This window comes from Corallococcus sp. RDP092CA, from assembly GCF_041903675.1.
In the GTDB taxonomy this organism is placed as follows: Bacteria; Myxococcota; Myxococcia; order Myxococcales; family Myxococcaceae; genus Corallococcus.
Genome location: NZ_JAYESI010000020.1, coordinates 47065 through 64542 on the forward strand (window position 1 = coordinate 47065; position 17478 = coordinate 64542).

The 17478-nt window shown below is 68.5% G+C and carries 17 protein-coding genes; 4 read left to right on the forward strand and 13 right to left on the reverse strand.

Features of this window, described 5'->3' with window-relative positions; all coding sequences use genetic code 11:
* Positions 1–156: 156 nt before the first annotated feature.
* The 13 genes from accC to U8525_RS21465 form a co-directional block, all read right to left on the reverse strand.
* Positions 157–1542 carry an acetyl-CoA carboxylase biotin carboxylase subunit gene (accC, locus tag U8525_RS21405; RefSeq protein ID WP_374268145.1) on the reverse strand — a complete coding sequence of 462 codons (1386 nt, stop codon included), beginning with the start codon at positions 1540–1542 and terminating at the stop codon, positions 157–159.
* Positions 1543–1615: 73 nt separating this feature from the next.
* On the reverse strand, positions 1616–2197 hold the full coding sequence (gene accB / locus U8525_RS21410) for an acetyl-CoA carboxylase biotin carboxyl carrier protein (protein ID WP_374268146.1): 582 nt from the start codon (positions 2195–2197) through the stop codon (positions 1616–1618).
* Positions 2198–2237: 40 nt separating this feature from the next.
* On the reverse strand, positions 2238–2819 hold the full coding sequence (gene efp, locus U8525_RS21415; protein WP_374268147.1) for an elongation factor P: 582 nt from the start codon (positions 2817–2819) through the stop codon (positions 2238–2240).
* Positions 2820–2960: 141 nt separating this feature from the next.
* Positions 2961–3323 (reverse strand): hypothetical protein, encoded by a 363-nt coding sequence (locus U8525_RS21420; RefSeq protein WP_374268148.1) that lies wholly within the window; start codon positions 3321–3323, stop codon positions 2961–2963.
* A 33-nt stretch (positions 3324–3356) separates the two neighbouring features.
* Positions 3357–4013 (reverse strand): hypothetical protein, encoded by a 657-nt coding sequence (locus tag U8525_RS21425; RefSeq protein WP_374268149.1) that lies wholly within the window; start codon positions 4011–4013, stop codon positions 3357–3359.
* A 35-nt stretch (positions 4014–4048) separates the two neighbouring features.
* Positions 4049–6823 carry a type IV pilus secretin PilQ gene (gene pilQ, locus U8525_RS21430; protein WP_374268150.1) on the reverse strand — a complete coding sequence of 925 codons (2775 nt, stop codon included), beginning with the start codon at positions 6821–6823 and terminating at the stop codon, positions 4049–4051.
* Between the two features lie 58 nt (positions 6824–6881).
* Entirely contained in the window at positions 6882–7442 is a 561-nt protein-coding gene (locus tag U8525_RS21435; protein ID WP_374268151.1) for a pilus assembly protein PilP, read from the reverse strand.
* Between the two features lie 44 nt (positions 7443–7486).
* Positions 7487–8104 carry a type 4a pilus biogenesis protein PilO gene (locus U8525_RS21440; protein ID WP_374268152.1) on the reverse strand — a complete coding sequence of 206 codons (618 nt, stop codon included), beginning with the start codon at positions 8102–8104 and terminating at the stop codon, positions 7487–7489.
* A gap of 22 nt (positions 8105–8126) precedes the next feature.
* The gene (locus U8525_RS21445; protein WP_374268153.1) at positions 8127–8810 is read right to left on the reverse strand and encodes a PilN domain-containing protein; all 684 of its coding nucleotides are present in this window, start codon (positions 8808–8810) and stop codon (positions 8127–8129) included.
* A gap of 30 nt (positions 8811–8840) precedes the next feature.
* On the reverse strand, positions 8841–9923 hold the full coding sequence (gene pilM, locus U8525_RS21450) for a type IV pilus assembly protein PilM (protein ID WP_014399064.1): 1083 nt from the start codon (positions 9921–9923) through the stop codon (positions 8841–8843).
* A gap of 225 nt (positions 9924–10148) precedes the next feature.
* A complete protein-coding gene (locus U8525_RS21455) occupies positions 10149–11561 on the reverse strand; it encodes a sigma-54-dependent transcriptional regulator (protein WP_374268154.1) in 1413 nt (470 codons plus the stop codon).
* A gap of 35 nt (positions 11562–11596) precedes the next feature.
* Complete coding sequence (locus U8525_RS21460) at positions 11597–12715, reverse strand: sensor histidine kinase (RefSeq protein ID WP_374268155.1); 1119 nt, start codon at positions 12713–12715, stop codon at positions 11597–11599.
* A gap of 22 nt (positions 12716–12737) precedes the next feature.
* A complete protein-coding gene (locus tag U8525_RS21465; protein WP_374268156.1) occupies positions 12738–13835 on the reverse strand; it encodes an A24 family peptidase in 1098 nt (365 codons plus the stop codon).
* A gap of 233 nt (positions 13836–14068) precedes the next feature.
* Between U8525_RS21465 and U8525_RS21470 the strand changes: the two genes are divergently transcribed.
* The 4 genes from U8525_RS21470 to U8525_RS21485 all read left to right on the forward strand — a co-directional run bounded on the left by U8525_RS21470 (position 14069) and on the right by U8525_RS21485 (position 17464).
* The gene (locus tag U8525_RS21470) at positions 14069–14695 is read left to right on the forward strand and encodes a prepilin-type N-terminal cleavage/methylation domain-containing protein (protein WP_374268217.1); all 627 of its coding nucleotides are present in this window, start codon (positions 14069–14071) and stop codon (positions 14693–14695) included.
* 122 nt (positions 14696–14817) lie between these two features.
* Positions 14818–15723 (forward strand): pilus assembly protein PilG, encoded by a 906-nt coding sequence (locus U8525_RS21475; protein ID WP_374268157.1) that lies wholly within the window; start codon positions 14818–14820, stop codon positions 15721–15723.
* Positions 15720–16700, forward strand: coding sequence for an ABC transporter ATP-binding protein (locus U8525_RS21480; protein ID WP_374268158.1), 981 nt, complete (start codon positions 15720–15722; stop codon positions 16698–16700). The genes U8525_RS21475 and U8525_RS21480 overlap by 4 nt, the downstream gene beginning before the upstream one ends.
* Positions 16697–17464 (forward strand): ABC transporter permease, encoded by a 768-nt coding sequence (locus U8525_RS21485; protein ID WP_374268159.1) that lies wholly within the window; start codon positions 16697–16699, stop codon positions 17462–17464. Before U8525_RS21480 ends, U8525_RS21485 begins: the two co-directional genes overlap by 4 nt.
* The last annotated feature ends 14 nt before the right edge of the window (positions 17465–17478 follow it).

Genomic DNA, 17478 nt, shown 5'->3' on the forward strand with positions numbered 1-17478 from the left:
AACTTCGCGGGTTTCAGTCCTTCTCTGGGGGGGAGGTTCGGAGGCTAACGGAATCCTCCGATGCGGGTCAAGAAACAGCCTGCCCTCCCCCAGGGCTGGATCACCCGCCTGGACGCTCGTCCGCCCGGCGGGCTTTCCACGACTTCGCCACGAGCGCTACGGCGTCTCTTCCACGGCCTTCTTGAGGCGGCGCGACCCCGTCTCGCTCGCCAGCAGGCGCTCCACGAAGCGGGTGTCGTAATTGCCCTCCTGGAAGGACTCCTCCGCCAGTGCGGCCCGGTGGAACGGGATGTTGGTGCGGATCCCCTCCACGACGTACTCGGAGAGCGCGCGCTGCATGCGGCGGATGGCCGTCTCGCGGTCCTCCGCGTGCACGATGAGCTTCGACAGCAGGCTGTCGTAGTGCGGCAGCACCGTGTAGTTCTCGTACGCGGCCGAGTCCACGCGCACGCCATAGCCACCCGGCACGCTGTAGCCGGTGATCTTCCCCGGCCACGGCGCGAAGGTGACGGGGTCCTCCGCGTTCACGCGGCACTCGATGGCGTGCCCGCGGATCTGGATGTCCTCCTGCTTGAAGCGCAGGGGGTGCCCGTAGGCCATGCGGATCTGCTCACGGACCAGGTCCACGCCCATGACCAGCTCCGTCACGGGGTGCTCCACCTGGATGCGCGTGTTCATCTCCATGAAGTAGAACTCGCCGCGCTCGTCGAGCAGGTACTCGATGGTGCCCACGTTGTTGTAACGGAGCTTCTTCATCGCGGCGACGGACACCTCGCCCATGCGCTGGCGCAGCTCCGGCGTGAGCGCGGGCGACGGGCTCTCCTCGATGAGCTTCTGGTGCCGGCGCTGCACGGAGCACTCACGCTCGTTGAGGTGGATGATGTTCCCGTGCTCGTCCGCGACGATCTGGATCTCGATGTGGCGCGGCTTCTCCACGTACCGCTCGATGTAGAGGTCGCCGTTGTTGAAGGAGGCCAGCGCCTCCGCCTGCGCGGTGGAGAACGCCTGCGCGAGCACGCCCGGCTCGCGGACGATCTTCATGCCCTTGCCGCCGCCGCCCGCCGCCGCCTTCAGGATGACCGGGAAGCCGATCTCCTTCGCGAACGCCTCCGCCTCGCGCGGATCCTTCACCGTGCCGGGGCTGCCCGGGAGCAGCGGCATGCCCGCCTCGCGGGCCGCGGCGCGCGCGCTCACCTTGTTGCCCATCAGCCGCAGCATCTCCGGACGCGGGCCGATGAAGCGGATCTTGCAGTTCTCGCAGACCTCCGCGAACTCGGCGTTCTCCGACAGGAAGCCGTAGCCCGGGTGGATGGCGTCCGCGCGCGTGATCTCCGCTGCGGAGAGCAGCTGCGGCACGTTGAGGTAGCTCTCCTTGGACGGAGGCGGCCCGATGCAGACGGCCTCGTCCGCGAAGCGCACGTGCAGCGCGTTGGCGTCGGCGGTGGAGTGCACCGCCACGGTGGCGATGCCCAGCTCACGGCATGCGCGGATGACCCGCAGGGCAATCTCCCCGCGGTTGGCGACCAGGACCTTCTTGAACACGGCCGTGCTCCTTCGCGAGGGCCTTGAGGCGCGCCCCGCCCGGGAGGGCCGGACGCGCCTGACAAAGAGAGACTCAGGCCGGCTCGATGCGGAACAGCGCCTGGCCGAACTCCACCGGGCGACCGTTCTCCACGAGGACCTCGGCGATGCGGCCGGCGACCTCGGACTCGATTTCGTTCATCAACTTCATCGCTTCCACGATGCAGAGCACCTGGCCCTTGCGCACCACCGTGCCCACGTCCACGAACGGGGGCTGATCCGGCGCGGGGGTCCGGTAGAACGTCCCCACGAAGGGGCTGTTCACCAGGTGGCCCGGCTTCTCCGCGGGCTTCTCCGGCGCCGCAGCGGCGGCCGCGGGCGCGGCGGGGGGCGGGCGGGGCGCGGCCGGCGCGGCATACTCCACCGGCGGCGACACCGTCACCCCGGGGCCGGACGACGCCGTGTGGTGGACGATGGTCGTCTCCGGCGCGTGACCGCGGCGGATGTAGAGCTTCTCCGGGCCCTTCGTCCACACCAGCCGGGTGACGTCAGAGGCCTCCAGGATCTCGACGATCTGCCGGAGGGCGTCCACGTCCAGGGTCGTGCTGCCCGAATCCCGCCCGGAGGCCGCGCCCGAGGACACAGCCGGCCGGGTTGCCTTGCGCTTCGTTGCCATTCAGACCCCTCCCGGGTCGTCAGGTGATGGGAAGCCGCTGCTAGCCCGCGGTGGCCACGCGGGTGAGGTACTTGCCACCTTCACGCGTGTCGATCTTCAGGATGTCGCCCTCGTTGATGAACAGGGGCACGTTCACGGTGAAGCCGGTCTCCAGCGTCGCGGGCTTCATGGCGCCGGACACGGTGTCGCCGCGCACGCCCGGGTCACACTTGGTGACCTTGAGGTCCACGGAGTTCGGCAGCGTCACGTTGATGGCCTTGCCGTTCCAGAAGAGGATCTCGACGTCCAGGTTCTCCTTCAGGAAGTTGGCCGCCTCGCCCAGGCCCTCCTTGGTCAGGAAGGTCTGCTCGAAGGTCTTCTTCTCCATGAAGTGGTACTCGTCGCCCTGGACGTACAGGAACTGCATGTCCTTGGACTCGATGTCGGGGACGCCCACCTTGTCGCCGGACTTCAGCGTGGGCTCCAGGACGCGACCGTCGAGCAGGCTGCGGATCTTCGTGCGCGTGAAGGAAGAGCCCTTGCCCGGCTTGACGTGCTGGAAGTACTCGATGACGAACGGCCGGTCCTCCCACAAGATCTTCAAACCATTGCGGAACTCGGACGTATCGACAAAACCGGCCATGGGACCGACTCCTTCAGACAGACGTAAAGACGAAAGTCCGGGGTGTCTAGCCCATGCCCTGGTTCCTGCAAAGAGGAAAGCGGAGGCACGCTGCGTCGCCGGGCAGGCTCGACAAGCCCCTGCCCGAGCGGACGTGCGCTGCTACAACTCCGCCTTCACGTTCGGCGCGGTGACGCGCAGGACATAGCGCCCCTTGCCGAAGTTCCCGTCCGCGCGCAGGGCCAGCACGAGGAAGTATTCCGGCGTCAGCAGGCGCATGACGGTGAGGACCTTCTCGCTGTTGACGGACACCTCGGTGACGGTGCCCGTCTTCAGCGACTCGGCCGCGTGCTTCAACTGCGTGAGCAGGTTGGCGTACTCCACCCAGGTGCCGGAGACGTCCAGCTCCGTGGCTTCGTCCTTCTGGAACGTCTCCACGGAGATGCCGTCGAAGCCCATCACGCTGCACGCGAGGGCTCCGTCCACCTGGTTCACCACCGCTTCAAGGTGCGTGCGAAAAGACATGGTCCTCCCTGCGCGGGGTGACGGGTGCCGGAGCTACTGGCACTTGGGGTAGATGCCATCCTGTCCGCCGGCCTGGCCGCAGGGGGCCACGGGGTCGGGAACTTCATCGGGCTCGCAGGCGGGGATGGTCACGGGAGCATTGAAGACGCGGAACGAATAGACGACCTCGTTGGTCTCGAACTTCTTTCCACTCGCGCTGAACTCCCCGGCGAACTGGGCGGTGACGCTCACCTCGACGTCCTCACCAGCCGCCACGTTGTCCGCGAGCTTCTGCGCGGCCTCCGCAGTCAGCAGGTTGGCCACGAGGATGTTGTCCTCGCTGGAGGGAGACAGGCCCGCTGTGTAGTTCACCACTCCATCGGGGAGGCTGAGGTTCGGAGACGTCGCGTAGGACAGCCGCAGCGACTTGATGAACGCGGTGCCAGCCCCCCCCGTGCCGTCGCCCGGCTCCAGGGGGCTGTCGCCGATCTCGATGCCCGTCTGGAGGTACGTGTTGTTCACGAGGAAGGCCAGCACGTAGCTACGGCCAACCCCGACGTTGAGTGAGCCGCGCGCGATGCCCGGCGCGGTGAGCTGGACCTCGCATGTCGCGCTGGGCAGCTTGAGGCTGGTGATCTGGACGACGGGGGTACTCTCGGTGCACGAGCAGAGCCCGAGCGACAGGGCCGCCGCGATGATGAAGGGCTTCATTGGAATGGTCTCTCCCAATCAGGGCGCGATGCAGCTCAGAGGCTCTGCGCGATGGTCTGCCGGTTGAGGATGCGGGGCGTGATGAAGATGAGCAGCTCCTGACGCTCATCCGTCTCAGAGGTGCTCTTGAAGAAGAAGCCGAGCACGGGAATCCGCGACAGGAAGGGCACCGCGTCGCGCGAGGTGCTGCCTCGACGCACGTAGATGCCGCCAATGACCGTCGTGTCTCCATCCTTCACCAGCACCTGGGTGTTGGCCTCCTTGCGCTGGATGGACGGCTGGCCGTTGGCCCCCGTGTTGGACGGATCCGGCTGGTTGTTCTGCGCCGCGATGGACATGAGGATGCTGCCGTCCTGGGTGATGTGCGGCGTGACCTCCAGCGACAGGCGCGCCTCCACGAAGGTCGTGTTCACGCCGCCAGCCGACGTCTGGCTGAACGGGATGGAGAGACCCTGGCTGATGCGTGCCGTGTTGTTGTCCAGCGTGGTGACCTTGGGCGACGAGATGGTCTTCACCGCGCCCTCCGTCTCCGCCGCGGACAGGCGCAGGTTGAGCTGCACGGCGCCGCCCGCGGAGCCGAAGGCGAAGCCCATGGCACCACCGAGGCCCTGGCCCACCGCCGCCGGCAGGTTCACCGCGAAGTTGGGCTGGGCGGGAACGCCCGGCGACGTGCCACCCGCGCCGCCCGTCACGCCGACGGTGCTGGGGAAGATGAGGCCGGTGGGGTTTCCGGTCGCCGTGGAGAACCGCGTCTGACCGCCCCACTGCACGCCCAGGGCGCGGCTGAAGGTGGTGCTCGCCTCCACGATGCGGCTCTCGATGAGGACCTGCGGCGTCTGCGTGTCCAGGCTGCGCACCAGGGCGCGCGCCTTCTCCGTGTTGGAGCGGATGTCCTTGATGATGAGCACGTTGGTGCGCGTGTCCACCGTCACCGAGCCGCGGTCGCTGAGCACGTCCTTCACGCGCGCCGACATGTCACCGGCCACCGCGTAGTTCACCGGCACCAGGCTGACCAGCAGGTCCTCCTGCTGCTGCAGCGACTTCTTGCGCTCCTGGCGCAGCCGCGCCTCCTCTTCCAGGGTCTTCAGCGGCGCGATGCGGATGATGTTGCCCACCTGCTCCTGGCCCAGCTGCTTGGTGCGCAGGATGAGGTCCAGCGCCTGGTCCCAGGGCACGTTGCGCAGGCGGATGGTCACGCGGCCCGACACGTCGTCTGCCACCACGATGTTGCGCTTGGAGATCTCCGCGATGACGCGCAGCAGGTTCTGGATGTCGATGTCCTTGAACTCGAAGGACACGCGCTTGCCGCGGTAGCGCGCCTGCTGGGGCGCGCCCTCCGCCGCGTAGGCCGGGGCCTCCGCCGTGAAGCCGGCGGTGCGCTGGGTGACGGCCACCTCCTCCGTCTTCACGCCCTGCACGTCCAGCCGCCAGCTCAGGCTGTTGGCGCCCTGGGTGACGTTCTCCTCGATGGCGCCGTCCGCGGCGACCACCAGGCGCACCTTGCGGCCCTCACCCGGCACGCTGAAGGCGCTGATCATCTTCACCGGCGTATCCAGCGCGCTGGTGTCCAGGCTGCGCTCCAGCTTCTTGGGCAGCCGCGCGTTCTCCAGCGTCAGCACCGCGCTGCGCGGATCCGGCCGGTCCACCTTCCACGCCGTCGCGCCGGACAGCTTCAGCTGCACGCGGCCGCCCGAGGGGCTCTCGTCGAAGGACAGGTCCTTGACCTCCACCACCGCCGGCTGCGGCGCGGCCTGCGCCACGGCGGGCTGCGGCTTCGCCGTCTCCACGGGCAGGGGCTGCGGGCGCAGGGGCTCCGTCTCCGCCACCGCGTCGCGGGGCTGGGACGGCTTGGGCTTGCGCGCCACCGCGCCGCCCAGCACCACATCAAGGCCGCGCTCGGCGCGGTCCACGCGGTAGGCGGGCATGTCGCCCTTGGCCACGAGGACCAGGCGCACCTTGTCCTCGTGCGCGCCCACGCGCACGTCCTTGAGCAGGTTGCCCTTCATCTTGGGCGCCTTCGCGCTCAGGCCCACGCCGTACACGTCCACGGCCAGGCGCGGCGGGTCCACCAGCTCCAGGACCTCGTAGCGGGCGATCTCACCGTCGGTGGTGACGCGCAGCGCGTCCCCGTCCAGCGCGAGCCGGGTGATGCGCTGGGCCGGGTGGGCCACCTCGCGCTCATCCGCCTCCGTGGCGACCACGTTCTCACGGCCCGGCGCCTGGGACGGGGCCGCCTTGGAGGAGGTCCCCGCCTCCGGCACCACCGCCACCATCGCCTCCACCGGCGCGGACGTGTCCTTCACGGGCGCGGCGGCGACGGAGGGCTTCGGCGCGGGCTCCGAGGGCTTCGCTTCCACCGGAGCCTGCGGCGCCTGGGCGGTCGCGGCGGCGGGGGCCGTCGGCGAGCCGTCCACGGAGATGACCACGCGGTTGCCCTCCGCGCGGACGTCGTACTGGGAGGCCTGGTCGAGCGCCACCAGCACGCGGCCCACGCTGGCGCGCGCGTCGGAGAACTGGGCGGCGACCACGCCGGACACCGGACCGGTGCCGTCGTGGTGCCCCTTGATGCCGGTGGCGTCCGCGGACGACAGGTCCACCACCAGCCGCTCCGGCCCGCTGAGCCGGAAGACGGTGAAGGTGGGCGGCCGGTTCCCGGTCACCACGACCTGGGCGCCGGCTCCTGTCCGAGTCACCTGCAGGTCCTTCAGCGTATTGAGATCCGCGCCGTACACCTTGGCGCTTGCCAGGACGACCGCCCATGCGGCCGCCATGATCCACTTGCCCCTCGTCACAGCGCTCTGCTCGAGCATGCGTCCCCTCAACAAGTTGGAAGCGGGCCACATCTGCCCGCCGGCGCGCCGTGGGGCGCTACTCCCAGTTCTTGCCCGTCATCAGGTTGTAGGCGGGGTCCTTCGCGCCATCCGCCTTGAGCTGCAGGCTCACCGGATTGCTGATGAGCTCGCCCTTGGCCCCCGTGAAGACCTCGGTGACGGTGACCGAGTCCCGGAGAATCTGTGTGACCTTGCCGCCCTGGCGCCCCACGCGGGTGTTGCGCCGGACGATGTGGCCGCGACCCAGGGGGTCCTCGACCATCGCCAGCGGGCTGGCATCCCCGGTGACGACCGCCACCAGTTTGAGCTGGTCGAGGTCGAACACGCACAGGGGTTCGTTGCACGTCCGCTCCGGTGCGTCGCGCGCCACCGGCCCGAGCTCCTCCAGCGGGCTGCGGAACGGGTCCCGCTTGCCCACCGGACTGTAGGTGTAGACGAACGTTGGCGCCGCCGACGCCTCGGTCTTCTCCTCCACCGGGGCCGGCGCGGGGGCGGCGGCCTGGGGGGGAGCAGGTGGTGGGGCCTTGGGCGTGTCCGAACAAGCAGACAGGGTCAGCGCCATCACCGCAGCGGTCATCGTGGACTTGAACGTCTTCATCCGCGTCATCCCTTGTCGCCCCTGTTGCCGGGCGGATCAAGTTTCTAGTTGCGCTTCTTCTTGTCGGTGGCCTTCGTGTCTGCGGCCTTCGTGTCGACGAACCGGAACGTCGTCGCCAGGAAGCTGCTCTGGAGGACCACCTTCTCGTTCTTCAGTGTCGCGCCATCGAGCTTGATGTTGTTGACGTTCACGATGCGTCGCATGTTCGCCATCTCCTGCAGGAACATGGCGATCTCATGGTAGTTGCCGCTCACCGTCATCTTGATGGGGATGCGCGCGAAGAACTCGTTGCCGCTGACGTACTCCTTGTCGGGCTCCACGCGGGAGATCTCCAGACCGGACTTCTTGCCGATGTCGTTGATCTGCGCGAGCAGCTCCTCCATGTCGCGCCGCTCCGGCAGCTCCGTGAGGGCCTCCGCCAGCTTCTGCTCGAGCACGTCCATCTCACGGCGGCGCTCGTTGAGGTTCTGGGCGATCTCGCTCTTCTCCGCGAGCTCCAGGTCCAGCTTCCGGCGATCCGAGTTCTTGCGCACGATCTCCTCTTCCGTGGGCTGGATGAACGAGAAGAAGTTGGCCACGGTCAAGAGGACGACGAGGGCCACGAGCCCGCCGAACTTCGCAGCGGGGGGGGCCTTCGCGAGCTGATCCAGGTATTTTTCCATGACAGGGGTCCTTCGCCGCCAATCAGATGGCGTAGTTGGCGGTGAGGGTGAGCTTGAAATCGACGAACGTCGGGGCGCCGGCCTGGGTGGTCTTGGACTGCACGGCGTTGGTCAGTTCGATGTTGCCGAAGAAGGGCTTGATGTCGCTCGCGGAGAACTCCTCCACGCTCGCGGTCTCCGTGTTGAAGAGCTCCACGCGCGACGTCTTGGCGGCGCCGCGGGCCTGATCCACCAGGCGCCCCATGCCCTTGGGCGTCCACACCATGCCGCCCAGACCGCGCATCAGCTCCGCGACCTCGTCGTGGCTGACGGCGGAGCCGTTGATGGTGACTTTGTTGGAGGACTCGACGAAGTCCTTGAGCCAGACCTTCTTGGGCATCGCGGAGGACAACGCGTCCAGCATGCGCACCGGCCCGCTGCGGCCCTTGCGCAGGGAGTCCAGCACCGCGAGCTTGCCCTCCACTTCCTTCTTGCGGGCGTTGATGTTGGTCACCTCGCCGATGACCTTCTCCAGCTCCGCGATCTTCGCGCGCGTCTGGGCGATGCCCTGCTTGGCCCTGTCCAGTTCGTCGTTGCGGTTCTTGAACCAGAAGTAGTTGCCGCCCACCGCCAGCAGCAGCGCTACGGCGTAGATGGCCAGGATCTGCCGGCCCATCTCCCGCTTCTTCACCGCCCGGACGGGCAGCAGGTTGATTCGGATCATCATGTGCGTGAGTTCCTCGTGGCCAGAGCGGTATCAGCCCAGCTTGTCGCCCGGGCGCCGGAGCGCCAGTCCCACTGCCACCGCGGCCATGGGCGCCACGTCCATGATGAACGCGGGGTCGAACTTGCGGTTGTCCACTTCAATCTTCCGGAACGGGTTGAGGATCTCCACCGGCACGCCGGTCCGAGCCTCGATGGTCTTGAACAGGGCGGGGATCTTCGCGGTGCCGCCGGACAGGTAGACCTTGGTGAAGTTCGAGTCCGCGGCGGTGCCCGCGTAGAAGTCCAGCGAGCGCTGGATCTCGCCGGCCACCTGCTCCGCCACGCTGGAGAGGACGCGCTCCACGTCCTGGGGAACGACGGCGTCCGCGTCCGCGCGGTTGCCGCCGATCTTCAGCGCCTCCGCCTCCTCGTAGGAGACGTTGAGCTGCTTCTGGATCTCTTCGGTGAACTGGTTGCCGCCGATGGTCACGTCACGGGTGAAGACGGTGACGCCGTTGGCGATGATGTTGATGTTCACCACGGAGGCGCCGGCGTTGATGAGGACGACGGTCTCCTTGTCCGGCAGCTCGTAGTTCGTGGAGAACATGTTCTGGACGGCGAACGCGTCCACGTCCACCACCACCGGCGCGAGGCCCGCCTCGGAGACCACGGTGGTGTAGTCGTTGATCATGTCCTTCTTGGCGGCGACGAGCAGGACGTCCATCTGGCCAGTGGCGTCGTTGCCCCCGCCATCCAGGATCTGCGTGTCGATGTTCACGTCCTTCACGTCGAAGGGGATGTACTGCTCCGCCTCCCACTGGATGCTCTCCTCGAGCTCTTCCTGGCTCATGCGGGGCATCTGGATCTTCTTGATGATGACCGAGTGACCGGACACGCCGATGGCGACGTCCTTGCCCTTGACCTTCAGCTCGGACATCAGCTCCTGGACGGCCTGCACGATGGCCGTGGAGTTCATCAACGCGCCGTCCACGATGGCCTCGGGAGGCAGCGGCTTCATTCCGAAGCTCTGGAGCGCGTAGCCGACTTCACCGCGCTTGCGCTGCTCCTTGAGCATGATCATCTTGATCGACGTCGACCCGATATCCAGCCCGAGTGCCAGTTTGCCCTTCGCCATGCGTAACTCCATCGGAGAGGGCGCCAGCGTAGCACCGGCTTGATACCCCTCCTAAAAAGTGCTTGGCGCCCGGCCGCCCTGCGGACGGGAGAGCGCCGTGAAAGCCGACCACGACCGCGCCCCCGGACCCACCTTCGCGGAGGCCCGATTTTCCGGCCCCAGCCGCGTTCCGTCAAATGTCCGTGGAGGAATCTGGGAGGTTGCCCGCCACCCGCTCCCCTGCCCTCAGCTCCGAGCCCCTTCCGCGTCCGGGTCGATGCCGTACTCCTTTATCTTGTAGAGGAGCGCCCGGTGGCTGATGTCCAGCACCTCCGCCGCCCGGGTGCGGTTGCCCTTCGTGCGCCGCAGGGCCGCCCGGATGTAGGACTCCTCCAGCTCCCGGATGGCGCGCTTGAGCGACAGGTCGCCACCGGCCTGTAGCGGCGCGGCTGTCCCGGCCGGAGCGGGTGCGGAAGCCGCCCACAGCTTCTCCGGCAGGCTGCCCGGCTCGACGAGGACGCCCTCCGAAAGCAGCACGGCGCGCTCCATGGCGTTCTCCAGCTCGCGCACGTTGCCGGGCCAGGCGTAGGCCGTCAGCAGGGCCGCGGCCTCAGGGGTGAAGCCCTCCAACGGCGGATCACGGTTCAGGTCGCGGTTGAAGCGCTGGAGGAAGGCGCGGGCGAGCAGCGGGATGTCCTCGCGGCGCTCGCGCAGGGGCGGCAGGGTGAGGTTCAGGACGTTGAGGCGGTAGTAGAGGTCCTCGCGGAAGTCGCCCTTCTCCACCAGCTTGCCCAGGTCGCGCAGCGTGGCGGCCACCACGCGCACGTCCACGCGCTCCACGCGGCTCTCGCCCACCGGGCGGATTTCGCCCTCCTGCAGCACGCGCAGGAGCTTCACCTGCGCGCCCAGGGGCAGCTCCCCCACTTCATCGAGGAAGAGCGTGCCGCCGTCGGCCTCCGCGAACAGGCCGCGGCGGGCGGTGCGCGCGTCGGTGAAGGCGCCCTTCGCGTGACCGAACAGCTCGCTCTCCAGGAGCCCGTGGGGGATGGCGCCGCAGTTGACCGCGACGAAGGGCATGGCGGCGCGGCGGCTCTGGCCGTGCAGCTCGCGCGCGATGAGCTCCTTGCCGGTGCCGCTCTCGCCGGAGATGAGCACCGTGGTGTCCACGGGCGCCACGCGCGCCACCTGCTTGAGCACCGCCTGGAGCGCGGCGCTCTGCCCCAGGATGTGCCCCCCGGAAGCGCCGGGCAGCCGCGCCTCGTGGAGCCGGCGGTTCTCGCGGACCAGCCGTTCGCGCTCCTCCGCCTTGCGCAGGACGAGGACGATCTCCTCCGGCTTGAAGGGCTTCTGGACGTAGTCGTAGGCGCCCGCCTGCACCGCCTCCAGCGCCTGCTCCTGGGAGCCGTACGCGCTCATCACCACCACGGTGAGCCCGGGATGGTCCACGAGCGCCGCCCTGAGCACGGACAGGCCGTCCCGCCGCGGCATGCGCACGTCCGTGATGAGGACGTCGTAGGCGCGGGCGGACAGCTCGCGCAGGGCCTCGTCACCATCGGCGACGGCGCGCACCTCGTAGCCCTTGTCGGAGAGCACCAGGGTGAGGATGTGGCGGATGGACGGCTCGTCGTCGGCGACGAGGACGGTGCGGAAGAGGGGCATGGGGGACGCCCATCATATGCCGTCCGGCCCCGCCGTCAGGCCGCGGGCAGGGCCAGCCGGAAGCGCGCCCCACTGCCCGCGCTGTCGCTGGCGTCCAGCCGGCCGCCCATGCCCTGGGCCAGGTTCAGGGACACCGCGAGTCCCAGGCCCGTGCCCTGCCGGCCCTTGGTGGTGAAGAATGGCTCGAAGAGGTGCGCGCGCACCTCCGGCGACAGGCCCGGGCCGCTGTCCTCCACCTCCACCAGGACGGACGCGTCCTCGCGCCGGGTGGAGACGCGCACGCGGCCCTCGCCCCCCATCGCCTGGGCGGCGTTGAGCAGCAGGTTGATGAGGATCTGCGACAGGGGGCCTGGATCCGCGCGAGCCAGCAGACCGGGCGCCAGTTCCAGGGTGACGTCCACCCGGTCCAGCTCCGGCCCGGCGCGCACCAGCCGCACGCACGTCTCCACCACCTGCCCCACGTCCACCGGCCCCGGCTGCGCGCTGGCCGGACGGCCCAGGTCCAAGAGCCCTCGCACGATGCGGTCGATGCGCAGCACCTCGTGGTCGATGCGCTCCAGGAAGTCCTTCAGCTCCGGCCCCTGCGCCTTCGAGCGCGCCAGGGAGAGGTAGCCCAGGATGCCCGCCAGGGGGTTGCCCACCTCGTGCGCCACGCCCGCGGCCAGCTTTCCCACCGTGGCCAGGCGCTCGGAGGCGACCAGCTCCGTCTGCGCCCGCGCGAGCCGGGCGTTCGCGTCCCGCAACGCCTCCAGCTGCGAGCGCGTGAGGGCCTGCTCCTGGCGCAGCGCCTCCGCCATGCGCTGGAGCTCGCGCTGGATGCGAGACAGGAACGGGCCGCCCTGCCCGGAGAGGGGCACGTCCAGTTGCAGCCGGCCCAGCTGCTCCACGGACTTCTCCATGGCGCGCAGGGGCCGGCCCACCGCCAGGTCCAGTACCCCGTACGCCAGGAGCGTCAGCACCAGCAGGTCCAACCCCAGCGCCAGCGGCAGGAAGGCGCGGATCCGCGCGAGCCCCTCGGTGTCCAGCGACCCCGGCAGCGCCAGCCGGCGCGCCATGTCCAGGAGGCGGATGAGCACCGGCTGTAGCGTCAGCCATGACAGGCCCGTGGACAGCGAGCCCAGCAGGAACGCCACGCTGGCGATGCGCCACTTCATCCGCGCACCGGCGGCAGGCCCCTCACCGCGTCCCCCCGAGCATCAGCGCCACGTCCACGGGCAGCACGCGCATGAGCCACGGCCCCAGGAGCATCACCTCCAGCCCCGCGAGCGCCAGCCACGGGCCGAAGGGGATGTTGGTGGGCCCCGGGACCCATTCCTCTTCTTCCCCCTCTTCATCCACCGGCGCGTCCGGGATGGGCTGGAACAGCAGGCACCAGGGGACGAGCACCACCCGCTTCCACAGCGGCACACCGGGCTTCGTGAAGTCCCAAGTCATCGTGGACTCAGGCTCCTCTTCGTCAGCCAAAGGCTCCGTCGGAGCCGCCGGGACCTCGGGCGCCGGGGTGAGGGACGTATCCGACTGGGGGTCCTGGGGAGGCGGCGGTTGCGCGGGGGCTTCTGCTTCCGGAGCGCCGCGCGGCCCCGCCCTGCCGGTGAGCGCGAGCAGCGCCACTCCCACGATGGAGCCCTGCAGCGACGAGAAGAAGAGGATACCCAGCAGCGAGTGCCAGCCGAGGAACGCCCCCAGGAGCGCGACGAGGAACTTGTCCCCCCCGCCCAGCGCCTCGCGCTTGAACGCGCGCCAGCCCACGTACTCCATGAGGCGGAAGCTCAGGAACCCCACCGCCGCGCCCAGCACCGCCTGCCACACCGCGCCTGCGCCCCGGGGGATCGCCAGCAGCACGCCCGCGATGATGCCCGGCACCGTCAGAGAGAACGGGAGGATCCAATGTTCCAGGTCGATGAAGGTGAGCGGCACCAGGAGGAACACGAGCACCAGCGCGGGCACCAGCGCGTATGTCCAGTCAAAGCGCTTGAGGCACGCGAGGAACAACAGCCCCGTGAGCAGCTCCACCAGGACGTAGCGCGGGGAGATGGGCGCCCCGCAGCCGCGGCACCTGCCGCGCAGCCCCAGCCACGACAGGACGGGGATGTTCTCGTACCAGGAGAGTACGTGCCCGCACTTCGGGCAGCGGGAGCCGGGCCGCACGATGCTCAGCCCTTCCGGCACCCGCGCGATGACGACATTGAGGAAGGAGCCGATGCACAGGCCGAGGATGAACAGGAAGAGGATGAAGAGGGGCTCGGCCCAGCCCGGCGCGTAGGTGAACGTCACGGAGCCCGGAATCCTACCCGCCGCCTCCACCGCTGGCGACTGCGCGATGGACGACGAAAACCGTCAGCGCCGGTGACAAAAATTGGCAGGGCTCCGGCGGCTCCATCCCCGGCCCGGACGAGCGGTTGTGGGAATCCGGGTGGTTGGCGGGAATGTTCGAACTGGCACTCTTCATGCTAAGAGTTCACACGTCGTTCAACCCCCCTCTGCCCACCGCGGAGTCCCTAAACATGATGAACCGTCTCGTCCGGAAGAAGGGTGGCTTCACCCTCATCGAGCTGATGATCGTGGTCGCCATCATCGGCATCCTGGCCGCCATCGCCATCCCCAACTTCATCCGCTTCCAGGCGAAGTCCAAGCAGTCGGAGGCGAAGACGAACCTGAAGGCCATCTTCACGGCCCAGAAGGCGTACTTCGGTGAGAAGGACAAGTACCAGGTGAACTTCACGGTCATCGGCTTTGATCCCGAGGCCGGCAACCGCTACAGCTACGGCATGGCCACGAACTGCTCCGTCGCCGTCGACGCGACCCCTGCGGCGCGTCGCGCTGGCGCCACCGCCGGCTGCATCGGCCAGGACGCGCTGAAGTTCCCCACGGCGCCGACCGCCTCGGACGCCGTCAACGGGGTGGGCGTGAACCCCACCCTCGCGGACTGCCCGAACTGCTACTTCAACGCCTCGGCGATCGGCAACATCGACAACGATCCCGAGGGTGACACGTGGGGCATCACGTCCAGCACCACCGCCGGTGAGGCCATCCTCCAGAACCCCTGCGGCATCGACGAGAACACGCCGAACGGCCTGAACCTGGTCGCTGGCGAGCCCTCCAACGCGTACAATGATGTGAGCTGCGGCACGTAATTCGCTGCACGCCGTGCAAGCCTGCCAGGCTCGCTTCATTTGATTCACTGAAGCGGCTCGACATGGCACAATCAACGGGGCGCCCGGGCATTTCGGGCGTCCCGTTGTCGTTTCGAGAGGCCATGCGAAAGCTGCCCCTGCTGGGATTCTTTCCGGGACTGCTGCTGGTAGCCCTCCTGTCCACGCCGCCCATCCCCTCGCGCAGACAAGGTGGCGGTCCCCTGCTCCCCCGCCCTGACCTGCTCAAGGCACTGTTCACCGCGCAGAAGGGCCTGGTGACGGACTACTTCTGGATCCTCATGCTCAACCGCATTGGCAGCGCGGTGCGAGCGGAGGACTACCTCCACGTCTCCGACTACGCGGAGCTGGTGACGGACCTGGATCCGAAGTTCCGGCAGGCATACCTCTACGGAGGCCTCACCATCCCCGTCTTCACAGGCAAGGGCGGCTACCTGAACACGGCGGAGTCCACGGCCCTGTTGCGCAAGGGCGTGGCGAACGTGCCGCACGACCAGCCCCTGACCTTCCAGCTCGCGTACAACCTGATGTTCTTCGAGCAGAAGTACAAGGAAGCCGCGGACCTCATCCAGGAGATGTCCCGGTGGGAGGGTGCCCCGCCCTACTTCGCCGCGCTCGCGACGCGGCTGTACGCGCAGTCTGGTGACTTCGACGCGAGCATGTCGTTGACCCTCGCGCTGCGAGACAGCGCTGAGGACGAGGAATCACGCGCCTTCTACGAGCAGCGCATCAAGGAGATCCAGCAGGAGCGCGTTCTCCGGGGCATCGATGCGGCCATCGCCCGCTACCGCGCTCGCGAGGGACGCCTGCCCGACACGCTGCCCGCGCTGGTGACCGCGGGCGACCTGCGAGTGCTTCCCGCGGATCCGCTGGGCGGAGAGTTCTTCCTGGGCGAGGACGGCCGGGCCTACTCCAACGCCTCCAAGTTCCGGCTGGAGCTCATCCAGGATGAGAGAACCGAGAGTGGTGAACGCATCCTGCCCAAGCCCCGGACGACCCAAGCGCCATGACGACTCCCCATCCTGACGCCCCTCCCATCCTGGCCCAGGGGCTCGCCAAGACCTACAAGGTCGGCTTCTGGTTCAACCGCACCGTGCGCGCCTTGCAGTCGCTGGACCTCCAGGTGGGGGCCGGGCAGATCTACGGCCTGCTCGGCCCCAACGGCGCGGGCAAGTCCACCACCATCAAGATCTTGATGAACCTGGTGCGCCCCAGCAGCGGGGTCGCGCGCATCTTCGGCCAGCCGGTGGATGAGTCCTCCACCCGGCGGCTGGTGGGCTTCCTGCCGGAGAACCCCGCCCCGTACGAGTACCTGACGGGCCGGGAATTCGTGACGCTGGCCGGACAGCTCGCGGGCCTGAGCGGCCACGAGCTGGACGTGCGCGTCAAGGAGGTCCTGGGCGCGGTGGAGATGGCGGGCGCGGAGAAGCTGCAGATCCGCCGCTACTCCAAGGGCATGGTGCAGCGCGTGGCGTTGGCCCAGGCGCTCGTGAGCCGGCCGAAACTGCTCATCCTGGATGAGCCGACGAGCGGGTTGGATCCGCTGGGCCGCCGCCAGATGCGCGACCTCATCCTGGCGGAGCGGGAGAAGGGCACCACGGTCCTCTTCTGCAGCCACATCATCCCGGACGTCGAGTCGCTGTGCGACCGGCTGGCGGTGCTGGTGGGCGGACGGCTGGTGCGCGAAGGCAGCGTCCGGGAGCTGGTGTCCGCGCAGGTACCCACCGTGGAGGTCGTGGTGGAGGGCATGGCGCCGGACGCCGTGAAGGGGCTGGGCGTTCCCCTGGAGTCGCTCCAGGCGCTCGATGGCCGCGTGCTGCTCCAGGTGTCGGACGTGGACACCCAGCGGCTCTTGAGCGGCGTGCTGGGCGCCGGAGGCCGGGTGAACCAGGTGCAGCCAGCGCGGTTCTCGCTGGAGCAACTGTTCATGAACGCGCTCAAGGAGTCCGGGCGCGCGTCCACCGTGGGCGGGGAGATCAATACATGAGCGCCTTCAGCGCGATGATGTGGAATGGCTTTCGCGAGGCGCGCCGCAACCGGGTGACGGTGGTGGTGGGCGTGTTCGCCGCGGTGGTGCTGCTGTCCTCCACGCTGGTGACGGAGGTGACGGTCACCACGTTCGACCGCGTGCTGACGGATTTCGGCCTGGGGATGATGAGCATCATCCTCATCTTCCTGGCGGTGTTCCTGTCGAGCAGCCTGCTCAGCCGCGAAATCGAGCGGCGCACCATCTTCCTGGTGGTGAGCAAGCCCGTGTCCCGCACGCAGTTCCTGCTGGCGCGGCTGGCCGGCACCATGCTGACGCTGGGGGCGCTGCTGGTGGCGATGACGCTCGTCTTCCTCAGTCAACTGCTGATGTTCGGCGCGTCGATCACCTCCACGCAGCTGCTGGCGAGCGCGGGGCTGTGGTTCGAGCTGCTCGTCATCAGCAGCGTGGGAATCCTCTTCTCCAGCTTCGCGGGCCCGGCGGTGTCGGCCATCGCCACCACGGGCCTGTACTTCACCGGGCACCTGACGGGCGACCTCTACGCCATCGCCAGCCGCTCGGAGAGCACGTTCATCCAGGTGCTGGGCAAGACCATCTATTACGCGCTGCCCAACCTGGAGCGGGTGAACTTCCGTCCGCAGGCCACCTACGCGCTGCCAGTGGACGCCAGTACCTTCCTGTCCGGCGCGGCCTACAGCGTCGCGTGGGCGGGCGTGCTCATCGCCCTGGCCACCGTCATCTTCGAGCGGCGCGACTTCCGCTGACGAGAAGCACGGCG

Bases quoted from the DNA above. Each gene is read 5' to 3' on its own strand.
- accB (WP_374268146.1), bottom strand. From the start codon at position 2,197: ATGGCAACGAAGCGCAAGGCAACCCGGCCGGCTGTGTCCTCGGGCGCG.
- efp (WP_374268147.1), bottom strand. From the start codon at position 2,819: ATGGCCGGTTTTGTCGATACGTCCGAGTTCCGCAATGGTTTGAAGATC.
- U8525_RS21420 (WP_374268148.1), bottom strand. From the start codon at position 3,323: ATGTCTTTTCGCACGCACCTTGAAGCGGTGGTGAACCAGGTGGACGGA.
- U8525_RS21425 (WP_374268149.1), bottom strand. From the start codon at position 4,013: ATGAAGCCCTTCATCATCGCGGCGGCCCTGTCGCTCGGGCTCTGCTCG.
- pilQ (WP_374268150.1), bottom strand. From the start codon at position 6,823: ATGCTCGAGCAGAGCGCTGTGACGAGGGGCAAGTGGATCATGGCGGCC.
- U8525_RS21435 (WP_374268151.1), bottom strand. From the start codon at position 7,442: ATGAAGACGTTCAAGTCCACGATGACCGCTGCGGTGATGGCGCTGACC.
- U8525_RS21440 (WP_374268152.1), bottom strand. From the start codon at position 8,104: ATGGAAAAATACCTGGATCAGCTCGCGAAGGCCCCCCCCGCTGCGAAG.
- U8525_RS21445 (WP_374268153.1), bottom strand. From the start codon at position 8,810: ATGATGATCCGAATCAACCTGCTGCCCGTCCGGGCGGTGAAGAAGCGG.
- pilM (WP_014399064.1), bottom strand. From the start codon at position 9,923: ATGGCGAAGGGCAAACTGGCACTCGGGCTGGATATCGGGTCGACGTCG.
- U8525_RS21455 (WP_374268154.1), bottom strand. From the start codon at position 11,561: ATGCCCCTCTTCCGCACCGTCCTCGTCGCCGACGACGAGCCGTCCATC.
- U8525_RS21460 (WP_374268155.1), bottom strand. From the start codon at position 12,715: ATGAAGTGGCGCATCGCCAGCGTGGCGTTCCTGCTGGGCTCGCTGTCC.
- U8525_RS21470 (WP_374268217.1), top strand. From the start codon at position 14,069: ATGAACCGTCTCGTCCGGAAGAAGGGTGGCTTCACCCTCATCGAGCTG.
- U8525_RS21475 (WP_374268157.1), top strand. From the start codon at position 14,818: ATGCGAAAGCTGCCCCTGCTGGGATTCTTTCCGGGACTGCTGCTGGTA.
- U8525_RS21480 (WP_374268158.1), top strand. From the start codon at position 15,720: ATGACGACTCCCCATCCTGACGCCCCTCCCATCCTGGCCCAGGGGCTC.
- U8525_RS21485 (WP_374268159.1), top strand. From the start codon at position 16,697: ATGAGCGCCTTCAGCGCGATGATGTGGAATGGCTTTCGCGAGGCGCGC.